Genomic DNA, 21580 nt, shown 5'->3' with positions numbered 1-21580 from the left:
CATTTAAACCGTCAAAGAATATATAACACGCCTATATAACAACTATTTTTAGTTTTTTTCTCAGAACTAATGATTTAAAGAAAAAATTACCGGACAAATGTACGAGAGACGGCTGTGGGAAGGCTTAAATAGGACGTGTCTATTAATAGCAATTATATCAAGAAACAGGGAATAATGCTTTAAAAAGAGCTTAGCATAACACTAATTTTATTTAAGGAGGAAATGGTATGTACCAGATTGGGTTTGTTTCAAATAATGGGCTTCCAGACAATCAGCACATCGAAGCCTTGAAGAGTGATGAGTCATTCAGGTTGCTTGAGATGTCGCTGAAGAAGGAAGTTGAAGAAGTCAGAGAAATGGATGCGTTGATTATTCAAAGCGATTCAGAAGGAGAAGTTGGGAAAGTTTGTGAGCTGTTGATAAAAATACGGAAAGAGACGAGTGCTATGATCTGGATTTTTTCAGATGAGCTTCCTAAAACGACAAGAATCATCCTCTTACAGTTAGGGGCAGATGGTATTGTCAATTCACAAGTAGATCCTGAAGAGTATCAGCTGATGCTGAAAAATTCACTGCGGCATGGTGCAATGCAAAACATGTCACAATCCTTAACAGAAGCAGTTGAAGGACCAAAGGACTTCAAATTGGTTCCAAGCAATTTAAGTGTGGTAGTTGACGGTGATAGAGAAGTTGGGCTGACAAAGCTTGAGTTTAAAACCATCGAGCTCTTGTACAGAAAGAAATCTGAGGCAATCCCTTATCAAGCGATTTATCGACAAGTTTGGAACAATAAAGAAGAGTCTGAGAATTTGAAGTTTCGTGTGGCCAATTTGATTTTCCATTTAAGAAGAAAAATCGAAAAAGATCCCTTGAAGCCGGAATATATAAAAACAGTTCGTTCAAGGGGATATGTGTTAAATGTTTAGGTTGTAGGAGCTCGGGATGATTTTATCCCACGCTCATACATAGACCTTGCCACATACCGAAATGGTGGTCATCTGTGCTGCTGAGTCATAGAGGGATATCACAATGAACGCTGTGTCCTTTTCTGAAATCCTTCTAGGCGTAAGCTTAGTAAGTATAAACACATAAAAATGCTGAGATAAACTATGAACAATGATAGCCTGTGTCTGAAAAAATCTAGCAGCAACTGTTCTTGTGATTTTAAGGGACCGTAGCCTCATAAATTCTCTCTTATGCGCCATATAACCTACAATTTTTTCTTGATTGCTAAAAAATTCGACCTCTTTTGAGTTTTTTAGTTACTCCCTAATTATGTGCTCCAAAATACTATGTCACTGATAAAGAATTAGAAAACACAGCAAACGTGTACTTAAAAATACATTTGCTGTGTTTTCATTTAGCTGATTATGGCGCACCAATTTTTTCAAGTGGGAAAAATCGAAAGAAAACCACGCCTGTAATGTCTTCCTTGTTTACGAAGCCGAAATAGCGACTATCGTCTGTTTTTTGTCGGTTATCTCCCAGAACGAAATAGCTTTCGTCCGGAACTGTTTTAGAGGTAACGACTGGTTGTAGACTGGCAAAGGTAAAGTCATCAGTCAGCAGGTCAGTTTTCTTAGCCTCTTTGAACTCATCTAAGTAGGGTTCTTCATAGGCAATATCGTTGATATATAATTGATCATTTTCATAGCGGATAGTGTCGCCAGGCAGTCCAATCACACGTTTGACGATAGATTTACCATTCCTCGGGCTTTTGAACGTAATTACATCAAAGCGGTCGGGAGCGATAAAGGTCGTCTGCCATAAGCGATCAGCATCTTGGTAATTTGGTTCCATCGAGGTACCGGATACCTCAACAGGATTGAAAACAAAGTGTCTCAAAAGAAAGACAAAACCGATCAAGAGAATAAATTCTGCTGCGGTGCGAAATCGCTTCTTTTTGTTTTGTTTAGTCACTACTATCCCTCCAGATTTTTCTACCTACTAAACTTTTCATTTCCTTTGCTGCGAACGTTAAAGCAAAGGGCGTTTATTGTACGATGATAATTTAATAGTGGTTATATGGATAGTATACCTTGTTTTTCCAGTGGTTTAAACGGATCGTTTAGAATTTTCTGTAAAAAACGGTAATCGTTGTCTTAGAACAATCCCTAAATATGCTGCGGCGATTGCTTTGATTGCTCCAGGTAAAATAAAGGGAAGAAAGCCGCCTTGAAACGCACCGGCCCAATCCATCTGGCCGGACAGCTTCAGCCAGACAGTACCAAACAGTAAAGTAAATGCAGCACCGATCAGATTAGCTATTATTGCCCACTTATAAGTGAAGCTCGTCCGTTCAAGGATATCACCGGTAACAAAACCATTGATGATGAAACCTACTAAATAGCCTCCCGTTGGACCGAAGAGAACGGAAACACCGCTACTCATGCCGGCAAATACCGGCAGTCCAATCAAACCAAGAAGGAGATAAATTAAAATAGCATAAGTGCCGGTTTTTCGTCCCAAAATCGTTACTGAAAGACCAACGGCTAATGTTTGACCCGTCAGGGGAATGAGTCCGAAAGGGATTGTCATTTGGGAAAGAACTGCGATGATAGCAGCAAATTCTGCTGCCAGAATCGTGGATCGTAAAGATTGGTTCATATGTCGTGCACCTCTTCGTCAACTTGTTTTTTTTATTGGTTAACGATAATATAAAGGACAAAAGAAAAAAAGTAAAGAAAAATTTTTGAACGTGTGAAGAAAGCAGTTGTTTTGTAAGAAAATCAACCATTTGCTATACTCGTCCTGTTGAGGATTTTAGGGGGGAATAGTATGTTTTTAGCATGGAATGAAATCAAACACTCTAAATTGAGGTACAGCTTGATTGTTGGCGTGATGTTTTTGATTGCGTATCTGGTATTTTTTCTAACCGGGTTGGCGTATGGTTTGTCTCAGGATTATCGGATGGCTATCGATAAGTGGCAGGCAGACGGGATCATCCTGTCAGAGGAATCCAATGTAAATCTGAATATGTCAATGCTGTCGGTCAAGTCATTGGATGAGGTGGAGGCAGCGGAAAAAGCAGCTTTCGGTCAAACCGCCGGAATCATTAAAACAGGCAAAGAAAATAAAGAGAAGGTGGATATCAGCTTTTTTGGTATCAATAAAAATGAATTTTTAGCGCCGAATATTATTGAAGGCCGTATGTTTGAAAATGAAAGAGAAGCAGTGGCGGATATCACATTAAAAAATGAAGACGGTGTAAAGCTGAATGATGTCGTGACTTTATCCGGCAGTGATGAAAAAATAAAAATCGTTGGCTTTACAGAAAATGCCCGATACACAGTTTCACCGGTTTTGTATGTATCGATTGAAGATTTTCAAGTGATTCGTTTTGAAAAAAAAGTGCCAGCAGATCAGGCACGTATCAATGGCATCATCGTGCGGGGCAAAGAGGGCGATCTTGATCAGGTTAAGGTCAATAGCGACGATCTGTCGCTTTATAGTATTCAGACATTCATCAGTGAACTACCAGGGTATAACGCACAGGTCCTGACCTTTAGTTTCATGATCGGTTTTCTAATCATCATAGCGGCAATTGTCATTGGTATCTTTATCTATGTGCTGACGCTTCAAAAAATCAGTATTTTTGGTGTGATGAAAGCACAAGGGATATCAAGCGGTTATATTTCTTCTTCTGTGATCATGCAGACATTCTTACTGGCTGTGATTGGGGTCAGTTTAGGACTTCTGGGTACGGTAGGTACAGCGTTGGTTCTTCCGGCAGCCGTTCCTTTTCAGGTAAATTGGCTGTTTTTCACAGGAATCAGCGGTGCGATGCTAGTGGTTGCAGTACTGGGCGCACTGTTTTCTGTACGGACGATCGTTAAGGTCGATCCTCTTAAAGCGATTGGGTAAGGGATGGTGATAAATCAATGAAAGCAATAGAATTCAAGCAAGTAGAAAAAAACTTTTTAGATGGTGATGCGACGATCGATGCACTGAAGCCAACAGAATTTTCTTTGAAAAAAGGTACTTTTGCAGCAGTGATTGGTCCCAGCGGATCAGGAAAGAGCACTTTTTTGACAATTGCCGGAGGGCTTCAAACACCTACAAAAGGTGAGGTCAGAATCAATGAACAGCCTTTTAGCAGCGAGAATGAGAAGAAGCGTTCCTTGCTTCGTTTTTCTGAAATTGGTTTTATTTTACAGGCCTCTAATTTAGTGCCCTTTTTAACCATCGAAAAACAGCTTCGTTTAGTTGATAAGGTGAAGAAAGAAAAAAAATCGGCGAATGGGATTCAAGAACTGTTGGAGCAACTAGGGGTGGATAAGCTGAAAAATAAATATCCGGATGAGGTATCTGGAGGGGAACGGCAGCGTGTAGCGATTGCTAGAGCATTATATAATAATCCATCGATCATTCTAGCGGATGAACCGACAGCCAGTCTGGATTCGGAAAAGGCATTTGAAGTTGTTGATATCTTGGCGAAGGAAACAAAAGAAAAAAATAAGGCAACAATCATGGTTACCCATGATGAACGATTGATCGAGCGATGCGATCAAGTTTTTGTGATGAATGACGGTGTGCTGCAATTGAAAGAGGGATAAGCCCTCGATTCTATTCGAAAATAAGACGTAAAATACTGAAATTGTATTCAATCAATTTCGTATTTTTCGTCTTATTTTTTTATTTATCCTGTCCTAATCGATTGAGGAGTTTAGAATCGGAAATCAAAAAATGATTAGCTGGATTTGCTTCAACCAATTCATGAACAGTACAGTGATTATAATACCCGTTTTGGATAAACGGGTCGCTGAAGAAAAGGAGCTGGGCCTCCAGAAGAGATTCTGCCTGCAATAATTGAAAAGCCTGATCATTGTCTTTAAGAGGGCCGCATAGCAGCAGTGTTCCCGCCTGTTCTAGATACTGAAGATGTCTGACGTGGGCAATCAGAAGCTCATCAGTCATCAAAGCAGATCTCTTTTCCTTCAAAGAGCCAATATATTTTTTCATAAGGAATCGTCTCCAGCCGACCTACTTCAAGTGAAGTCCAGAGATTTTAATTTCTCAAAGGGAAGCCAGCCGCTCAGGCCATCCTTATTTTTAACCAATGCCCATTCGTAGACGACCTCCATCAGCTCGACGATACTGTTTTCAGCAGCTACAAGCTCGGTAGGATTGTAGTCGCGGATCAAGGTATCCTTATCGAGATAATCCAGTGGTAAGTAGGTAGCGTATCCTTCGATCGTTCCTGCTGTCCAATTCTTGTATTTTGTACAGGGGATGAGTTCTGTAACTTTTACTCCGGCTGAAAATAAAGGGAAGATTCCCTCGCCTAAATGCCGTTCCGTGACAACTAATTTCATTTCGTTTCCTCCTGATCATTGTTTATTCGTTTATAGAGTCAATTACCATTATACGAACGTACGTTCCTTTTGTAAAGTGTTTTTGAAGGATAGATAAAATATTTTAATCGAACCATAGAGTTCTACAAAGGATGCATATGCCAGCTGATATTTCTCTGATATTTTCTTTTTTAAGTTTTTTCAATCTGATTGTAAAAAAATTTGAATTTATTTGAAATTAAAATATAAAGTATCTTAAAATGATGATACAATGTGTTTAACCGCATACAAAAATAGCGGAATTTGTTTAAAAATGTGAAGAAGAACAGGGAGGTAACAAAATGAAGTTAGGTAGAAAAATGGTTATTGGCGGCGTGTTGCTGGGATTTGGTTTAGTAGGATTTAGTGGAAAGGCGGAAGCATATTATGGGAATGTGCAGGTGCCCAGTTATACACTGACGAATTATTTGAATGAAGAGCTGTCTATTGGATTTGTTCCTGAAGAAGGACAGGATTTGGAGCTGGATCAAAGCTATGGCGGCGTTCCTCGCTATTTATTTGAGAAGGAGTTTCTTTCATTTGAGCCACGAATCATGGGGTATGAATCTTCCAGCTTGGAAGGGCTGCAGAATGTAGACACTAAAAAACTGGTTTTACACGGGCAGCCATATGATTTCAATCCGATTGCGAATATTTGGCGCTTGGAAGAATTGGAGATCTACCTTGTTGGCGGGCACGGCTATGGTGGGCGAGCAAAGACTGGTTCTCAGGATTTGTCGTTTATGCGCCAAGGTTTTGTGAACTTGAAAACATTTAAATATGAACAGGGAGATAGCGCCGATGCGACCAATGCGTTACTGGATGTTTCCGAATTATCCGATCATCCTTCTTTAGAGCAGGTAGATATTAAGACAGCCGGGGGCATGCAGTCGATTTCCATGAGAAGTGGGTACCGAAAATATGAAGTGTTTAACCCAATCGTTCTTTCGTCTCAATTTGAAGGAGCCGAAATTGTATACTCTTCAACGGATGCAACGTTTACGAACACTGATGAATTATTGAAATGGAATGCTGTACCGCAGGACACAGAATACCTGAACCTTAGCTGGACAGTCACACAAGGGGCTTTTCATTATGAAGGTGATGTGCAGATCCCTATAGATTGGAAGTAAAAAGTTGAGTTGAAATAGAAGCTGTAGATGAAGGTATACAAGACTTCATCTACAGCTTTTTTCTATACAGTTAGCAGCTCTTTGATAGCTGCTATCGAAGGAGGTTGGCTAACGACAGAATGATCTTCTAGAGTAAGTAGCTAAATCATCGGCATAAGCTGTGAATAGCAAAGTGATGAATAATTTACATGTTGTGTCGGTTGTTTGAATACATCAAGTAATTTAGAAAAAAATGTAGTCTTATTACCGGAATGAGGGGATAATGAGAGTTGAATGATACCTAATGGAAAATTTTCTTAAAAGGGTTATTAATAACTGACTCTAAATTGTGTATACTGTATTTATATGTAAGTTGAAAATGAATAGGAGAAGCTGCTGCAGATAGTTGACGAAGAATGATTCTATACGCTCATTGAAATCCGTTGGGATCAGACTGAGAAAGTCTGGTACAGGAGCTGGTGAGTGATTATGGCTCAAGCGTAAGCAAACGATGAAATAAAAAGGACATAGCGATAAGTGGAACTAGTTTGATGAAATAAGGAAGGTGTATGTGTTATGGAAGAATTCACATTTGGTGTACCAAAAGAGGAAACAAAAGAAATCGAGCAGCTGTTGGATATAAAGGCACCGACACAAGAGCAGATCCAACTGACAGAAGCTCAGACAAATGCAATCAGCGGTCTTAAGGATCAAATCGACATCAATGATGCACTGGGAGTCATGAACTACGGCGCAGCGGAGCAAAAAAGACTTTCTGAATTTTCTGATCAGGCACTGGTAAAGGTAAAAAGCAGTGAGCTGGGAGATGTAGGAAAAATCATTAATGAATTAGTGGTTGAGTTAGAAAGCTTTACGCCGGAAGAATCGGAAGGTGTATTGACGAAATTATTCAAGCGCGGCAAGAATAAAATCAACACGATGCTGATTCGATTTGAGGATGTGAACGCAAATGTCGAACGAATCATCAATAATTTAGAAGCCCACTATGTTACTTTGACAAATGACATCCTAAGCCTTGAGGAGATGTCAGAGGCTAATAAGCTGTTCTATCAAAAGCTGTCAGTATACGTTGAAGCTGGTCAAGCAAAAATCGTTGAGCTGAAAGCGACAACATTACCTGAATTACAGCAGAAGGCACAAGATCAGGATCAAGAAAACCTGAATAACCTCTCTGATTTTTCAGATAAACTGACTCAGTTTGAGAAAAAGGTTCATGATTTGGACATGACCAAAATGATCAGCCAGCAAATGGCGACACAGATTCGCGTCATTCAGAATGCCAACAAGGCGATGGCGTATAAAATTCAGTCTACACTGACAAATACGATCCCGATGTGGAAGCAGCAGATGGTGATTGCATTGTCTGCACAGCACACACTTTCAGCAATCGAAGCAGACAATGCCGTTTCAGATATTACAAACGAATTATTCAAGAGAAATGCTGAAAAGATTCATCATGTATCCACACAGGCGGCGGAATCAGCAGAGCGAAGCATCGTTGATATCGATACGCTGAAGGAAGTGAACACACAAACGATTTTAGCGTTGAAAGACATTCAAACAATCCGAGTAAAAGGAGCAGAAAATCGTCAGTATGCGCAAGGCGAAATGGCTAAAATGCGTGCAGAGCTGGCAACTGCACTGATCGATGCTTCTGCCGGTAAGTAAGGAGAGACAGGAATGAACAAAAAAAGAATACAGCTGTTTTTGATCGTTCTTGCAGGCATAGGCCTTGCGGGCGGTGTTTTTTTCAAGATAAGGCTTCTTGACATCGACCAGGCGATCATAAACTACGGTTCTCAAACAGTGAGGACATATCAAACAATTGGGAACAGTCTCTGGGGATTGTTTGCTTTGGCACTGCTGTCAGCGGTTGGTCTTCAACTGACATCAAAGGCGAAAACGGCACGTAAAGTGAAGGAAGAAGCTCAAGCGAAAAAACATGATCCTACCTATGACGAACGCGAGATTTTAGCACGGTTGACAAAACTGACGAAGCAAAATGTCAGCTATGAAGCAGAGCTTAATGAAGCGAAGAGACTGATCGATCAGATCAATGCTTCAATGGAGGATCTACAGGAATTACAGGGAAACAACGACTATGAATTATTGGATAAAATCAATTACTCAATGATTCAGGCGAAAACACAGATCCTGCAAAATTCAAAAAGCATCATCAACCGAGTAACAATAGAAGGAGATCGCCTTGAAATCAACAAACGTCTGGAAAATAGTGGGGAGATCGTCCAACAGGTAAAAGGACTGCTGAATGAAACGGTGAACTATCTGGATTCCAAGTCCCCGTCAACAAAGGCTGATTTAGAAAGTATGACACAAGCCTTGAAAACATTAAATCAAACGATTGAGTAGTAAAAAGGAGAAAATGAGAATGAAAAGAAAAACAATGACTGTTGTTAGCGTTGCCTGTGTGCTGCTGCTGAGCTTTTTAGTAGGATGTACTACCGGGAACGACGGGAAAATCGACAATTCCTCAAATAATATCAAAAAACTATCTGAGGCAGATGCAAAAACAGAATTAAACAGCTATGTGAAAAAAATCGGTCCAAGCACGGCGACGCCAAAGAGGGACATTGACAGTGGTTCTGTTGATACCAAGGCGGAACTGCCGGATATCGATAAAACCTATCCACTGACTGTAGAAGGATCGAATCAGATCAACGCAGAAATCTTTGTCAGTCCAGAAAAAGCGGGGAGCGGGAAGGATGGCCTGTTCAACGAAATGGCAGAAGCCTTCAATAAAAAGAATGTAACAATCGATGGAAAAACAGTTTCTGTCTCTATTCGTTCGATGGCTTCAGGTACTGGTCTTGATTACATCAGTAGTGAGAGCTACGTTCCGGATGCCTACACACCGTCCAACCAATTATGGGGTAAAATGCTTGAGACACAAGGAACAGGACTTACCACGGTCGCTGAGCGCACAATAGGGAATACCGGCGGACTTCTTATGAAGGAAGCAACCTACGATGATATTGTAGAAAAATATGGCGAGGTCACAGTTGATTCTTTAGTCAAAGCGGTCATGGATGACGATATGCTTTTAGGCTATACCAATCCTTATACGTCCTCTACAGGACTTAGCTTATTGACGCAATTGATGACTCACTTTGACAGTGAGAATCCGTTAAGTGATCAAGCGGTCGATGCGTTGAGAAACTTCCAGAAGGACTTACCATCTACGCTGTATAATACACTGCAGCTTAGAGAAGTAGCTAAAAACGGTTCAGTGGATATTCTTTCAATCAGTTATCAGACCTATATCAATACACCAGAGTTCAAGCAGTACAAATACGTACCGTTAGGAATGCGTCAGGACTCACCGATGTATGTAATGAATGATGCAGCCAAGGAGAAGCAGCAGGTTGTTTCAGCCTTTACGGAGTTTGTGGAGGAACAAGCGAATCAGGAGAAGGCTTCAAGCTATGGCTTCAATCAATTGGACGACTATGATTACCAGCTGGAAGCAATCGACGGAGCAACAATCACATCGATTCAAAAGCTGTGGAAAGAGAATAAAAACGGCGGAAAACCGATTATTGCAGTCTTTGTGGCGGATGTATCTGGTTCAATGGACGGTGCGCCGATCAATTCGTTGAAGCAGTCGCTATTGAACAGCGGAAAATACATTGGGGATGATGCTTATGTTGGGCTGGTTTCTTATAGTGATCAGGTGACGATCGAGCTGCCAATCGAACGTATGGACTCTAAACAGAGAAGCTATTTCACTGGAGCAATCAAGAATCTGACTGCTGACGGTGGAACGGCGACCTATGACGGAACGCTTGTAGCGCTGAGCATGATTCAGGAGAAATTAGAAGAAGTACCGGATGCACGTCCGATCATCTTTGTTTTATCTGATGGTGAAACCAATGAAGGGTATGAGTTCAATAAAGTAGCGCCAATCATTAAAAGTTTGGGTGTGTCGGTCAATACGATCGGCTATAACGCACAGCTTGATGAACTGAAGAAGCTGTCAGCGATCAATGAAAGTGCGACAATCAATGCAGATAATGATGATGTTGTGTATCAGCTGAAGCAATTATTTAATGCAGAGCTGTAAAAACAGGAAGTAGCAGTCAAGAGTCTGAGGTGCGAATCGGTGCCCAGGCTCTTGTTAGCAATTTGTACGAAAAAAACAGACTGTCGTAAGCCTTCATTGAGAGATGCTGGCAAGTCCCGTAAGGTTGTTGGAAAAGAGCGGCAGGCTCAACATAAAGGAGAAAAATCAATGGAAAAAAATAATCGACATATGCCGGAATTATCATCAGAACTGCGACAAAGTATCATCAAGATGCCTAAGGTGATTCGTGAATGTAGTGGGATCAGTATCTATGGAAAAAGAATCAAGAGCATCATCTATACGATGGATGTTGCAGTTATTGCAAATAATGACGCGGATGCGGTATTGGCTGTATATCCGTGGACACCAAATACTCGCATTTTAAGTGCCATTTCTCAGGTTGCGCAAGTACCAATCCTGGCTGGAATAGGCGGCGGCCTAACTTCCGGGAACCGTTCGTCAAGATTGGGAACATTTGCAGAGGAACATGGGGCGTATGGTGTAGTATTGAATGGTCCAAGCGACCTTACCACGATAGAAATTGTTAATGAAGCAGTGGATATTCCAATCATTTATACTGTTGTAAATGACAAGCGGGATCTTAGTAAGCTGATTTCAGCCGGTGTTGATATCTTCAATGTGGCAGGCGGTTCTAAAACAGTAGAGCTAGTGAAGTGGATCAGAGCACAATATCCGGAATTTCCAATCATTGCTTCAGGAGGAAAGACGGATGAGCAAATCCGAGAAACGATCGAAGCTGGTGCGAATGCAATCACATACACGACTTATGGAAAAACTGAGACCTACTTCCAAGAAAAAATGGAGCTGTATCGTGATCAGGAAATACAAGATAATGAATAGCCAAAACCTTTTATAAGCAGCAAAGTTTATTGGGGATCGAAATAAGAATAATCAGTCTGTCGCTTGAATCATGCGAGGGGCTGATTATTTTTTATGGACAGATGAAACAAAGCAAACAAAACATGCAACAAACCACAAAAACCTCGTATTCAGCGAGGAGATTCTTTACTATAGAGCCAGTAGGAGGGGAACAGATGAATATCGTATTCAAAGTGAAAGAACAGCTTGCGACAGAGGATGTACTGGTCATGACGCACCCAGTAAAGCAGAAGGAATGGCCGCAATTCAGACAAGCAATTGAGCAGTCGGGGAAAATGCTGACAGTTATCAATGGAAAAAACAACCGCAACAGTCAAATCCCAATCAACTCGATCAGTAGTATTGAGTCGGAGGACCGCTTATGTAATTTAAGGTTAGTGAGTGGAGAGATGTTTCTTTACAATAAACGCTTGAAGTATGTAGAGGAAGAATTTGCTGTCTATGGCTTTATTCGGATAAACAATCAGGTAATAATCAATTGTAAAGAAATCGAACAATTTTCAGCTACAACAAACGCAAGGATCGAATTGTTGATGAAGGACGGGGCAGCCTATTTTATCAGCAGGCACTATATTAAAACATTCAGGAGGGTATTTTCATGATCAAGCAGTTAAGACATTCTTTTTTTCAAGTATTTACAGTGACGTTTGTATGGGTCACGTTGCTGTTGACGATTTTCTTTGGTAAACAGACGATCACCATCTATTATCTTTGGAATTTGATTGGGATTTCAGCGAGTTGCGGAGTGATGTTCGGAGTAGTTTATAGTGGACTGTGGAATTATTTGACTCTTAAACCAATATGGAATGTGTTGATTTCTTCTGTGCTGAACATCAGCTTTGGACTAATTTCCGTCTGTTTATTTTCAATAGACATGTTTACCTTTATTCTGCCCTGGCTTCCGGGGATGCTGTTGCTGTCTGTTCTTCTCCATTCACTGGCATTTTATGTCTATGGGAAAATAGATGCCAAGAAACAGAGCAGAGAATTGAACGAACTGATCAATAAATAAAAAAAACCTTGTCGAATATTTCGACAAGGTTTTTGAGTAGTACGATATTACATTTTTTGGTTGTAGTATTCAACGATAAGTGCTTCGTCGATTTCTGCATAAAGCTCTTCACGCTCTGGTAAGCGAGTTAGGCTTCCTTCCAGTTTTTCAGCATCGAAGCTAACAAAAGCCGTACGGCCGATAGTTGCTTCAACAGCTTCTTTAACTGTTGTGATATTTTTAGATTTTTCACGGATAGAGATCACTTGACCAACTTCAACGTGGTATGAAGGGATATCTACGCGCTTGCCATCAACAGTCACGTGACCATGGTTAACCAATTGACGTGCTTGACGACGTGTAGTAGCAAGACCTAAACGGTAAACGACGTTGTCTAAACGTTGTTCCAGCAAGATCATGAAGTTAACACCGTGTTTACCTTCTTTGATTTTGCTTGCTTTAACAAACAAGTTAACGAATTGACGTTCGTTCATACCGTACATATGACGTAATTTTTGTTTTTCAGTTAATTGCAAACCATATTCAGATAATTTACCACGGCTGTTTGGTCCGTGTTGACCTGGTTTGTATGGGCGACGTGCTAGTTCTTTACCAGTTCCTGATAGAGAGATACCTAGACGACGAGAGATTTTCCAAGATGGTCCTGTATAACGTGACATTAAAAATTCCTCCAATAAATCAATTTTTTTGGAGTAAAATAATCTTCTGAAAAATTCATATTCGTGCAGTTCATTCTTCAACCTTCACCTTTGCAGCCGCGGTTACGCAGTTGAACCATATTATGAGGCAATGAACTGTTGACGAGTTATTATTCTTCTGCTGCATTATTTTACACGAAGAGTATTATACCGTGAAAACCCTTGTCAAGTCAAGCTGTTTCTGGATTTTTGGAGGGAATAAATAGAAGAAAATGAGTGGATGAGACAATAAGAGTGAAAAAATTACTGGACAAATGGCGCTAAGGTCATTAAAATAAAAAAGGATATTTTGAAAACGCATATTGAAAATCAATTGAAAAGGAGCAGTAATAATGAAACCAGTATCTCCTCTTTTTGAACAAATCGACAAGTCGATCAATAAGAAAATGAGTTTGTTTCAAAATAGTGTTGTTCGCTACGCTTTTCGTGCAATACTGGCGTGTATGTTTTTGACACTAGGTACCGCAGTAGCCTTTGCTATCGCAATGAAGGGCGAGGACATTGCACATGGGGTAGGAAAAATCCTTTATGCCTTTATGTTCAGTTGGTCTTTGGTAATGATCCTTTATATGAATGCTGAACTGGGGACGTCAAACATGCTTTATATGACAGTTGGTGTATACCGTAAAAGAATTTCATTCCCGTTTGCAGCAAAGATTTTGATTACATGTATCTTGTTTAACCTAGTCGGAGGAGTGCTTTTCGGATTCCTTGTTTCTCAGACTGCTCCATTTCAAGATTTAGCTTCAGATAATTATATGTTTACAGCAATCTCAGGAAAGCTGACAAAGAGCACGGTTCAAATCCTTGTTGAAGGTATGTTTGCCAATATTGTAGTAAACACTGCTGTATTGGTAAGCATGCGCATGAAGGACGATGCAGGTAAAGTTGCAGCAATCATCTTCATCATCTTCATCTTTGCATTTCTAGGCTACGAACACGTTATCGCAAACTTCCCGGCATTTACGCTTGCGTATTTTGCTTCACACGGAACAATGGCTGCACTGACAGTCGGCAATGTAATCCACAATCTGGTATTTGCACTGATTGGAAACTTTATCGGCGGCGGGCTAGTCATGGGACTGGGCTACGCTTGGTTGAACAATGCAGATACAAATTATTTAGACTAGAGTACGAAGAAAGCTACGAATGCTGAGATAGACGCATTCGTAGCTTTTTTTGATTTATTTAAGGAATTAATAACTTTTCGTTTGTATTGTTACATATTCAAAGATTATTGGACAGTTTTATTTTAATCTGTTTTTTTGTTAACGGAATAAGTTGTTCTCATACTAATATATAGGTTTATTCACAATATACTTGTAATCTATCTACCACTAACGAAACATACTCTCCCGCTAAATATTGATAATCTTCGAACAAATCGCTGGTAATGTAGAAACCAACATCTAGAACGTTCTTATCAAGTAATTTTCCCCAGAGATGATAAGTAAAATTATTGATATGTTTGATTTCTTTATTTTCTGCATCTTCTTGTTTTTTCATGTCTAAAAAATCAATCATAAATATATCTATCTCAGCTTCGTATGTCTCTCCAAGTACTAATTCTCGAGGTGATACATTAAAACCGACGATATCTAGATTATTAACAGAAAATCCTACTTCTTCTTCGATAAGCGAATCAACCCTATTTACTTTTATTGTATTATTCATTTTTTCAACCTCTTTTCCACCGGATTGATAACTGGGATATTTTTCTTGTTATTCATCATTTTCCAAAAAGTTTTCCCACTTTCAACATGATAAGTTGTGATTTCTCCAAACCGATTTGTTCCTACAAATTCAAATTTAGCATAACTTTTTATCGGAATACCATTTGAATTGGTTATGCTACTGTTTCTCATAAACTTGACGTATCCTGTTCGTACTTCCCCTTTGTACTGATACTGAACTTTTGTGCCATATTTCATTAGATTATTTGCTCCAGCTAAGTACTCATTTGCATTGGAATAGGCTTTTCCGAATTCACCACCATGCTTTGAAAAGTGAGACTCCAATTGATCTATGCTTCCAAAATTAGCTCCTTTAGTGTTTAATTGAATATTCCGAATGTTGGCGAAAGTAAAACCAAGGCTCCACATCACATCCCAAGTACCATCAGTTTGTCTTTTACCAACAAAATCTTGAATATGTCCTAACCCTTGGAAAAACCACGGTACGTCGGTTCCATTGAAATATTCAGTTCCATTTTTCCACTGATTGTTTATTCGTGTTTCCCACTCTTTTGGAGTCAACTGTAGTATATCATAGTTCGATCCATCCAAATATGCGCCAATTTCTTTTAAATAGGCTTGCAATGCAGGATTATCTAAACGTTTTCCATTATGCTCGATTGACCAAGTGACACGATTATTGAATGCATCATAACATTCGATTAGTGTATATTTTTTGAGCTCTTTATTCAGCTCTGAATCCATTTTTGATTGACCGCGTTCCTTCCACTTTTCATTCAACGGCTGAATCCATGACAGGCTCATCCGATTCAGCTCAAAGGTGCCGGAACTGGCATTCCACGCACTGCCTTTGCCGACCTCAGAGATTCCTTGATTGAGCTGGTTCAATAAGCTTTCTACATCAGAGAAAATACCGGGAGAAGAACCATTGAACAAGTAGAGCTGGCTTAGCTTTTCTTCCAGCTTCGCAATGGTTGCCTGGGTTCTCATAATGCTTTGTTCTAAAGCAGGATCGGATTCCTCTAAGCTGTCGATGGCTTTGTATTGTGCTTGCAGTACCTGTTTTCCTTGTGCGATTTTTTCTTTTAATTCACTTTCTTTGATATCGCAGCTGTCCACGGTTTGTTCAAAATCATCTGGAAATTTCTGATGGGCTTCTGTCAAGGCTTCGCAAACCATGGTAACGCCATTGACAAGAGGCGGATAGACGGTGGTGAAATAGATTTTCGCTGAATCATAGGTTTGACCGGAAAGCGGGGCGTCCATGAATGCCCGACAGCTGTCGGTGATTGCACCAATGGCTTGACTATAGGCGTTTGCCAGCTGTACAGCACTGCTCGTCTGGCTTCTGACCTCAGAGAGGTACATATCAATACTCATCGGCTTTGACCTCCTCTTGAAGCAACGCTGTTCTTTCGCAGAGCAGGTCATTTTCCTTTTCAGTTAATGTCTGTTTTTCTTGCTGCAGGTTTTCGAGCTGTTCTTCTAAACGTGTGAAGCTTTGGCGTCTACACATGTGATGCTCCTCCTCAATACTCTGCAGGAATTGGACGGAGTTGGAGGTGTGAAGGACTTCAGATAGATCATTTAGAAAGGATTGCTCCAACGAATAGGCTTCATGAATAAAATCTTCTGATTCATTCCGCTTTCTTAATGCTAACTGATTATCCTCCTGTTGCTCATTGATACGCCTGAGCTGTCCAGTCAGCTGGACTTCTTTATCGGTCTCTTTATCCGTCATCCAGGCGTCCACCTGCCTAATGGGTTGACTGCGTCGAAGGCATTGAAGGATTCTGCTCGCTCTGCATCGACACGGGCAAATTCGCTGGAGACGGTAGTTATCTTTTCTATATCCCCGTTGAAAGCGGAGACGAAGTTGTTGATTGCTTGTGTCGTCTGTTTAATGGTACTCTGTGCATTCTTATTCCCTGAGACGGTCGTTTGTCCAGTGTCTGATTCGAATGTTTGGATGGTGCTCAGAGCATTCGCAGCCTGGCTCATTTGAGCTGAGGAGGCACGTGCAGATAAGGTTGTGACAGAAACGTTCAGCTACGAGAAATAAGGAGAAATATACGAAAATAGCTTTCCATATTTTCAGTATATTTTGGCTTATTTCCGAAGTAGTTGTTTCTGGAACACCGTTCTTTTCAATTTTAGAATTATTGTTCTGATAGTTTATCATAGAAAAACACACAATAATAATAATAAATTTGTCAACATGTTATGAAAAACGATAAAATTACAAGAAAAATATTTAAAATGATTTACAGCAATGTATCTTGATGAGTTGGCTTTTTTTCTGAAAATATGTAAAATAGATAAGGTACAATTATTGCGTATGAAAAAATAAATGTGACGGCCTCTATTCGTAGATCCTATAAAAGCGTTCATTACGCGTGCGGGGATCTTAGATTGTGACACAGGCAAAGGGAAAGAAAGTAATTTCCAATTTTTTAATAGGTTGTGTAGTTACAGAAGCGCAATTCAATGGTAAAAAGAACAAAAATCTTAAATGAAGGCAGGCAAAGTGACATTCCATGAAAAGAAAACTTTTTGCATTCGACATCGACGGTACGTTACTGGGAACAGATAAGCAAGCATTGGACAGTACGAGAGAAGCACTGCAGGCGCTTAGAAAACAAGGTCATTTGGTGACGATTGCTACGGGGAGAAGCCGCTATATGGCTCAGAAGGTCATTTTAGATTTGGAATTTTCGAATTATATCCTGTGTAATGGCGCAGCTGGTTTTTTGGATCACGAACAATACTATCAAAATCTTTTGGATGAAACAGAGCTGCAGCGTTTTTCATCAGAATTGGAAAAACAGGAGCTGGGGCTTGCGTATGTCGGTCTTGATGATGTCAAGAAAACCAACAGTCATCGTGCCGATCAAGTCGTGACGGCAATGCAGTCGATTGATTTCCATGATTTGGATTTCGATGAGCATTTTGCTCAATCTGCAGACATCTATCAAGCATTGGCCTTCTATGATGGTTCTTGCGAGGGCAAATTCGATCAGCTGTTTCCGAAGTTTCGTTTTGTCCGCTGGCATCCTGAAAGTGTAGATATCCTTCCTCAAGGTGGTTCAAAGGCGGCAACGATTTTGAATTTGGCAGATAGAGTGGGCATCAAGCGAGAGGATATTATTGCCTTTGGTGACGGAGACAATGATCGGGAAATGCTTCGTGAAGTAGGGGTCGGTATTGCGATGGGTAATGCAGAGTCGCATGTACAGAAAGAAGCGGCTATGGTTACAGATACCAATGATCAGGATGGCATTTGGAAAGCATTGAAGGAATTGCGCTTTATTTAGAGTATGCCTAAACAATAGATAAGAAAATCACTAGTCGACCAGACCGCAAAAAGTCTGGTCGGCTTTTTGTGTAGGAGGTAGCTGGAAATGTCGGTAACGGCTTCTTTGCCTCTCCTAAAAGTTCTTGAAACTGAAATGTATAACAACAATTACAAAAGAGCAACGAGAGGTGTATTGTTGCAGGCGTCGGATTTTGTTAGGATGAAGGTACAGAAAAGGAGTGGATTAGGATGTTTAATGAAAAGCTGAAAATGCTCAGAAAGCTGCTGCACCTTTCTCAAGATCGGCTGGCTGAAGAAATTGGTGTTTCACGGCAAGCGGTAGCGAAATGGGAGTCAGGGGACATTTTTCCAGATATCACGAACTTGATTGCTCTAAGTAAGCTCTTTGATGTTTCCATTGATTTTCTAGTAAAGCAGCCGGAAATCTGTTCGAAAAAAGAAGGACTTCAAGAAACTGTAGAGGTCGATCAGACTGAGCTGCGGCAATTTTTATATAGGGCTAAAATCAAAACTTATGCTTCAGGAATTGAACAGGATACAACAGGTCTACGAGAGTACTCGCATGATTATTCTTATGAAGAATCTCCTTATCATTATCACGACAGCTATGTGGGGAATGAAATTTTTTCAGGGCAGGAAATCGTGACCTTTGATAGGCAGCCGATTTGGACGTTGAGCTATCAAGGACGTGTACTTGATACAGATTTTTCTTCGAGATTTTTGAAAGAAGCATTGTTTCAAACTACGCCGGAACGGCCATTTAGAGGTCCTGTTCATTTTCAAAAGGGTGCTTTGGTCTATCATTGTCAGATCGACGGGGATTTAGACTGGGTGATTGGCAGGGAAGAAGTCTATTTCAATGAGAAGAAGCTGTATGAATTAGTCTTTCATGGCGGGTTATTGAAGGAATAAGGGAGGCAAAGGATATGGAGCTATTTGAAAATGAGCTTAAAAAGGTGTTGGCTAAGGTAGCCAAAAGAGGAGTAGCCGTTTTAGCAACTTCTGCTGCGGATCATGTCAGCTCGAGACCAGTAAGTGTAGTTGTATACGACGGAAAAATTGTTTTTCAAACGAGTACGAAGCTGTTGAAGTATCAGCAAATACAAAAGAATCAGCAGGTTGCATTGTGCGTGGATAATATTCAAATTGAAGGAACGGCTGTATTGGGTGGTCGTCCGTCGGAGGACCACCGCTTTTCGGAAGCGTATAGGGAAAAGCACCTTGGTTCGTATACCAATTATTCCCATATGGATTCCAGTAGAGTGATTGAAGTACAACCGCAGAAAATCACTATGTGGGTATATAAGGACAAGGAACCTTATATTGTGACCTTTCAGATCGATGCTCAGGAGTTGGAGGCTGAATATTATTCTCACTCAACGGTGGATTAAGTAACCCGATTAGATACCTGAAATCAATCAGAAAAGAAGGAGGCTGAGACAGAAGTGTTTAGCTACAAGCAATAAGCCGGAATTCACGAAAATTGTTTCACAAATTTTTGTTGAATTCCGACTTATTGTCGTAGGAGCTACTTCTGACTCGCCGTTTATTCGGATTTAGAGTATGGAAAAGAGTGGCAACAGATTATTGTCCCACTCTCCTTCTTTTTGTTGGATAGGCTCATCGCGAATCAATCAATTTGCTTGATTTAATTTGTTGAACAGTCCGTATATGGTCGGTTCCTTCAGCTCCAATTTTTTCCCATCAACCGATGCTTCAGTCACGTGGAAATAATCCTCCAGATCAGGAACCTCTCGTTGCTGCGCGGCAACAAAGTCAGCCGCCTTTTCGTATATTTTCACACTTTCCACTGTGTCACTACTTGTGACAAGATAATGAATTTCCAGCATCCTGCTCAGTCCTTTCGTTTCTCACAACGTCAGTATAGCGCGTCTGCAGAAAAATAGTGGAAATTTTGTCTCGCGTCTGTTTATAAGAAAGACAGGTGCTTTTTTTGATAACGACTAGTCAATTACCAGTACGCCGTCCTTCAGTGCGAATGGGTTTTCAGCATTGATATGATCATAGAACATCACGCCGTTGATATGGTCGATCTCATGCTGTACTACGATTGCTTCATAATTCTTTAACCGTGTTTTGTGTTTTTCTCCGTTCGCATCGAAATAGGAAATCGTGATTTTATTATGGCGAACAACATAGCCGGGCACTTCACGATCAACAGACAAGCATCCTTCCCCTTCTGCCAGACAGGCATCCTGAACAGAATGGCTGATGATCTTCGGGTTATACATTACTGCGCTGAGAACAGGCTCAGGGTTTTCCAGATCGCCGCTTGGAACATGGACAGCAATGATTCGCTTGGAAATGTCCAGCTGTGGTGCTGCTAGGCCGACACCGCCTCTTAATTCCAGTTCAGCTGCTTTTTCAGGGTCCTGACTGTTTTTCAGAAATGTCATCATTTCTTTTCCTAATTCAACATTTTCCTCAGATAATGGGAAAGTAACCTCTTCTGCGACTTTACGCAATGTCGGGTGACCTTCTCGGATAATATCTTTCATCGTGATCACTAGGATAATTCCTCCTTCTATACCATCGAAACAGTAAAGGCTGCTGCTTTTACTGATACTTGATTGTTTTGCGTAATTAAGTGTATCACAAAATAAAATAAAATGGGGAGTTTTCTATAGAAAAGCGGTTGTTTCTCTACGCTTTATCTTGCATTTTAAGGGGCTATCCTGTAAAGTATAATCTGTGTGGAAACACACCGTCTTTTACTTGGTTGTACGAATCACCAACGTACTACTCAGTAAGCAGATGATACTTTAGAAAGAGGTGGAAAAGATGGCAATGTCAAAAGAACAGAAAAACCAAATCATTAGCGAATATGCTCGTCATGAAGGAGATACTGGTTCACCAGAAGTACAGATCGCTGTATTAACTGCTGATATCAATCACCTGAACGAACATGCACGTGTTCACAAAAAAGATCACCATTCTTACCGTGGACTAATGAAAAAAATCGGTCATCGCCGTAACTTGTTAGCTTACTTACGTAAAACTGACATCCAACGTTACCGTGAATTGATCCAACGCCTAGGTTTACGTCGTTAATCAAACATGCGAAAGTGAGATTCACCGGAATCTCACTTTTTTGCTATGAGACATGGCAGTTGGTCGTGTCTCATAGCATTGATTTTGCATTGGGAGTTCTTCTAGACTAGATTGCCTGTTTTGATGAGGCTGGTCTCATATGGATATCCGGATGTGTCAAAAAAGGAAATGAGCCAGAGGAATGTTGGTCACTGCGTTTTGGAAAGCCAGTCAGAACTCTACTAATCAAATGAAAGAATCTAACCGTGTTCGGATTTTTCCATTTGTTTAGTAGCGTCTCGCTTTTCAGAGGGCAGAAAGAAGCCGTTGCTTCTATTTTAGTTGAAGTTGGAAAGACAATT

At 40.5% G+C, this 21580-nt stretch carries 26 protein-coding genes; 15 read left to right on the top strand and 11 right to left on the bottom strand.

Annotated elements, in window-relative coordinates; all coding sequences use genetic code 11:
• Window positions 1-227 precede the first annotated feature (227 nt).
• Window positions 228-926, top strand: coding sequence for a response regulator transcription factor (locus tag I6N96_RS16335; protein ID WP_209558638.1), 699 nt, complete (start codon window positions 228-230; stop codon window positions 924-926).
• Between the two features lie 442 nt (window positions 927-1368).
• On the opposite strand, the gene lepB is transcribed toward I6N96_RS16335, so the two are convergent.
• Both lepB and I6N96_RS16325 read right to left on the bottom strand, forming a co-directional pair.
• Complete coding sequence (lepB, locus tag I6N96_RS16330; RefSeq protein ID WP_209558637.1) at window positions 1369-1920, bottom strand: signal peptidase I; 552 nt, start codon at window positions 1918-1920, stop codon at window positions 1369-1371.
• A 135-nt stretch (window positions 1921-2055) separates the two neighbouring features.
• Complete coding sequence (locus tag I6N96_RS16325; protein ID WP_209558636.1) at window positions 2056-2607, bottom strand: biotin transporter BioY; 552 nt, start codon at window positions 2605-2607, stop codon at window positions 2056-2058.
• A gap of 171 nt (window positions 2608-2778) precedes the next feature.
• Here I6N96_RS16325 and I6N96_RS16320 point away from each other — a divergent pair, with 171 nt between their 5' ends.
• Window positions 2779-3864: an ABC transporter permease gene (locus I6N96_RS16320; protein WP_209558635.1), complete on the top strand. Its 1086-nt coding sequence runs from the start codon at window positions 2779-2781 to the stop codon at window positions 3862-3864.
• Window positions 3865-3881: 17 nt separating this feature from the next.
• Complete coding sequence (locus I6N96_RS16315; protein ID WP_209558634.1) at window positions 3882-4556, top strand: ABC transporter ATP-binding protein; 675 nt, start codon at window positions 3882-3884, stop codon at window positions 4554-4556.
• A gap of 79 nt (window positions 4557-4635) precedes the next feature.
• Here I6N96_RS16315 and I6N96_RS16310 read toward each other — a convergent pair whose 3' ends face one another.
• Window positions 4636-4962, bottom strand: a complete 327-nt coding sequence (locus I6N96_RS16310; RefSeq protein ID WP_209558633.1) for a YciI family protein — start codon at window positions 4960-4962, stop codon at window positions 4636-4638.
• A 26-nt stretch (window positions 4963-4988) separates the two neighbouring features.
• Entirely contained in the window at window positions 4989-5315 is a 327-nt protein-coding gene (locus I6N96_RS16305) for a hypothetical protein (protein ID WP_209558632.1), read from the bottom strand.
• Window positions 5316-5635: 320 nt separating this feature from the next.
• Here I6N96_RS16305 and I6N96_RS16300 point away from each other — a divergent pair, with 320 nt between their 5' ends.
• The 7 genes from I6N96_RS16300 (at window position 5636) to I6N96_RS16270 (ending at window position 12459) form a co-directional block, all read left to right on the top strand.
• The gene (locus I6N96_RS16300; protein WP_209558631.1) at window positions 5636-6466 is read left to right on the top strand and encodes a hypothetical protein; all 831 of its coding nucleotides are present in this window, start codon (window positions 5636-5638) and stop codon (window positions 6464-6466) included.
• Between the two features lie 555 nt (window positions 6467-7021).
• Window positions 7022-8134: a toxic anion resistance protein gene (locus I6N96_RS16295; protein WP_209558630.1), complete on the top strand. Its 1113-nt coding sequence runs from the start codon at window positions 7022-7024 to the stop codon at window positions 8132-8134.
• Between the two features lie 12 nt (window positions 8135-8146).
• Window positions 8147-8836, top strand: coding sequence for a hypothetical protein (locus I6N96_RS16290; protein WP_209558629.1), 690 nt, complete (start codon window positions 8147-8149; stop codon window positions 8834-8836).
• Window positions 8837-8855: 19 nt separating this feature from the next.
• Window positions 8856-10547: a vWA domain-containing protein gene (locus I6N96_RS16285; protein WP_245187010.1), complete on the top strand. Its 1692-nt coding sequence runs from the start codon at window positions 8856-8858 to the stop codon at window positions 10545-10547.
• A 168-nt stretch (window positions 10548-10715) separates the two neighbouring features.
• Window positions 10716-11408 carry a beta/alpha barrel domain-containing protein gene (locus I6N96_RS16280; RefSeq protein WP_209558627.1) on the top strand — a complete coding sequence of 231 codons (693 nt, stop codon included), beginning with the start codon at window positions 10716-10718 and terminating at the stop codon, window positions 11406-11408.
• A 194-nt stretch (window positions 11409-11602) separates the two neighbouring features.
• Window positions 11603-12049: a LytTR family DNA-binding domain-containing protein gene (locus I6N96_RS16275; RefSeq protein WP_209558626.1), complete on the top strand. Its 447-nt coding sequence runs from the start codon at window positions 11603-11605 to the stop codon at window positions 12047-12049.
• Window positions 12046-12459: a hypothetical protein gene (locus I6N96_RS16270; RefSeq protein ID WP_209558625.1), complete on the top strand. Its 414-nt coding sequence runs from the start codon at window positions 12046-12048 to the stop codon at window positions 12457-12459. Before I6N96_RS16275 ends, I6N96_RS16270 begins: the two co-directional genes overlap by 4 nt.
• A 47-nt stretch (window positions 12460-12506) precedes the next feature.
• Here I6N96_RS16270 and rpsD read toward each other — a convergent pair whose 3' ends face one another.
• Window positions 12507-13118 (bottom strand): 30S ribosomal protein S4, encoded by a 612-nt coding sequence (gene rpsD, locus I6N96_RS16265; RefSeq protein ID WP_209558624.1) that lies wholly within the window; start codon window positions 13116-13118, stop codon window positions 12507-12509.
• Window positions 13119-13489: 371 nt separating this feature from the next.
• Here rpsD and I6N96_RS16260 point away from each other — a divergent pair, with 371 nt between their 5' ends.
• On the top strand, window positions 13490-14287 hold the full coding sequence (locus tag I6N96_RS16260) for a formate/nitrite transporter family protein (RefSeq protein ID WP_209558623.1): 798 nt from the start codon (window positions 13490-13492) through the stop codon (window positions 14285-14287).
• Between the two features lie 175 nt (window positions 14288-14462).
• On the opposite strand, the gene I6N96_RS16255 is transcribed toward I6N96_RS16260, so the two are convergent.
• Genes I6N96_RS16255 through I6N96_RS16240 form a run of 4 tightly spaced genes read right to left on the bottom strand, consistent with a single transcriptional unit; the run spans window position 14463 to window position 16900 of the window.
• Complete coding sequence (locus I6N96_RS16255) at window positions 14463-14831, bottom strand: hypothetical protein (RefSeq protein WP_209558622.1); 369 nt, start codon at window positions 14829-14831, stop codon at window positions 14463-14465.
• The gene (locus tag I6N96_RS16250; protein WP_209558621.1) at window positions 14828-16231 is read right to left on the bottom strand and encodes a T7SS effector LXG polymorphic toxin; all 1404 of its coding nucleotides are present in this window, start codon (window positions 16229-16231) and stop codon (window positions 14828-14830) included. The genes I6N96_RS16255 and I6N96_RS16250 overlap by 4 nt, the downstream gene beginning before the upstream one ends.
• Window positions 16221-16592 carry a DUF3958 family protein gene (locus I6N96_RS16245; protein WP_209558620.1) on the bottom strand — a complete coding sequence of 124 codons (372 nt, stop codon included), beginning with the start codon at window positions 16590-16592 and terminating at the stop codon, window positions 16221-16223. Before I6N96_RS16245 ends, I6N96_RS16250 begins: the two co-directional genes overlap by 11 nt.
• The gene (locus tag I6N96_RS16240) at window positions 16589-16900 is read right to left on the bottom strand and encodes a TIGR04197 family type VII secretion effector (RefSeq protein ID WP_430650171.1); all 312 of its coding nucleotides are present in this window, start codon (window positions 16898-16900) and stop codon (window positions 16589-16591) included. The genes I6N96_RS16245 and I6N96_RS16240 overlap by 4 nt, the downstream gene beginning before the upstream one ends.
• 488 nt (window positions 16901-17388) lie before the next feature.
• Between I6N96_RS16240 and I6N96_RS16235 the strand changes: the two genes are divergently transcribed.
• From I6N96_RS16235 to I6N96_RS16225, 3 genes are all read left to right on the top strand, one after another.
• Window positions 17389-18165 carry a Cof-type HAD-IIB family hydrolase gene (locus I6N96_RS16235; protein ID WP_209558618.1) on the top strand — a complete coding sequence of 259 codons (777 nt, stop codon included), beginning with the start codon at window positions 17389-17391 and terminating at the stop codon, window positions 18163-18165.
• A 230-nt stretch (window positions 18166-18395) separates the two neighbouring features.
• On the top strand, window positions 18396-19079 hold the full coding sequence (locus tag I6N96_RS16230; RefSeq protein ID WP_209558617.1) for a DUF5680 domain-containing protein: 684 nt from the start codon (window positions 18396-18398) through the stop codon (window positions 19077-19079).
• Window positions 19080-19093: 14 nt separating this feature from the next.
• A complete protein-coding gene (locus I6N96_RS16225; protein WP_209558616.1) occupies window positions 19094-19558 on the top strand; it encodes a pyridoxamine 5'-phosphate oxidase family protein in 465 nt (154 codons plus the stop codon).
• Between the two features lie 243 nt (window positions 19559-19801).
• Here I6N96_RS16225 and I6N96_RS16220 read toward each other — a convergent pair whose 3' ends face one another.
• Both I6N96_RS16220 and def read right to left on the bottom strand, forming a co-directional pair.
• Entirely contained in the window at window positions 19802-20017 is a 216-nt protein-coding gene (locus I6N96_RS16220; protein ID WP_209558615.1) for a DUF4649 family protein, read from the bottom strand.
• Window positions 20018-20131: 114 nt separating this feature from the next.
• Complete coding sequence (gene def / locus I6N96_RS16215; protein WP_209558614.1) at window positions 20132-20695, bottom strand: peptide deformylase; 564 nt, start codon at window positions 20693-20695, stop codon at window positions 20132-20134.
• A gap of 274 nt (window positions 20696-20969) precedes the next feature.
• On the opposite strand from def, the gene rpsO reads away from it, so the two are divergent.
• Entirely contained in the window at window positions 20970-21239 is a 270-nt protein-coding gene (gene rpsO / locus I6N96_RS16210; RefSeq protein ID WP_086349479.1) for a 30S ribosomal protein S15, read from the top strand.
• The last annotated feature ends 341 nt before the right edge of the window (window positions 21240-21580 follow it).

The sequence above is a fragment of the Enterococcus larvae genome, from assembly GCF_017830045.1.
Taxonomy (GTDB): domain Bacteria; phylum Bacillota; class Bacilli; order Lactobacillales; family Enterococcaceae; genus Enterococcus_L; species Enterococcus_L larvae.
This window is presented reverse-complemented; position numbering and strand designations above follow the sequence as displayed.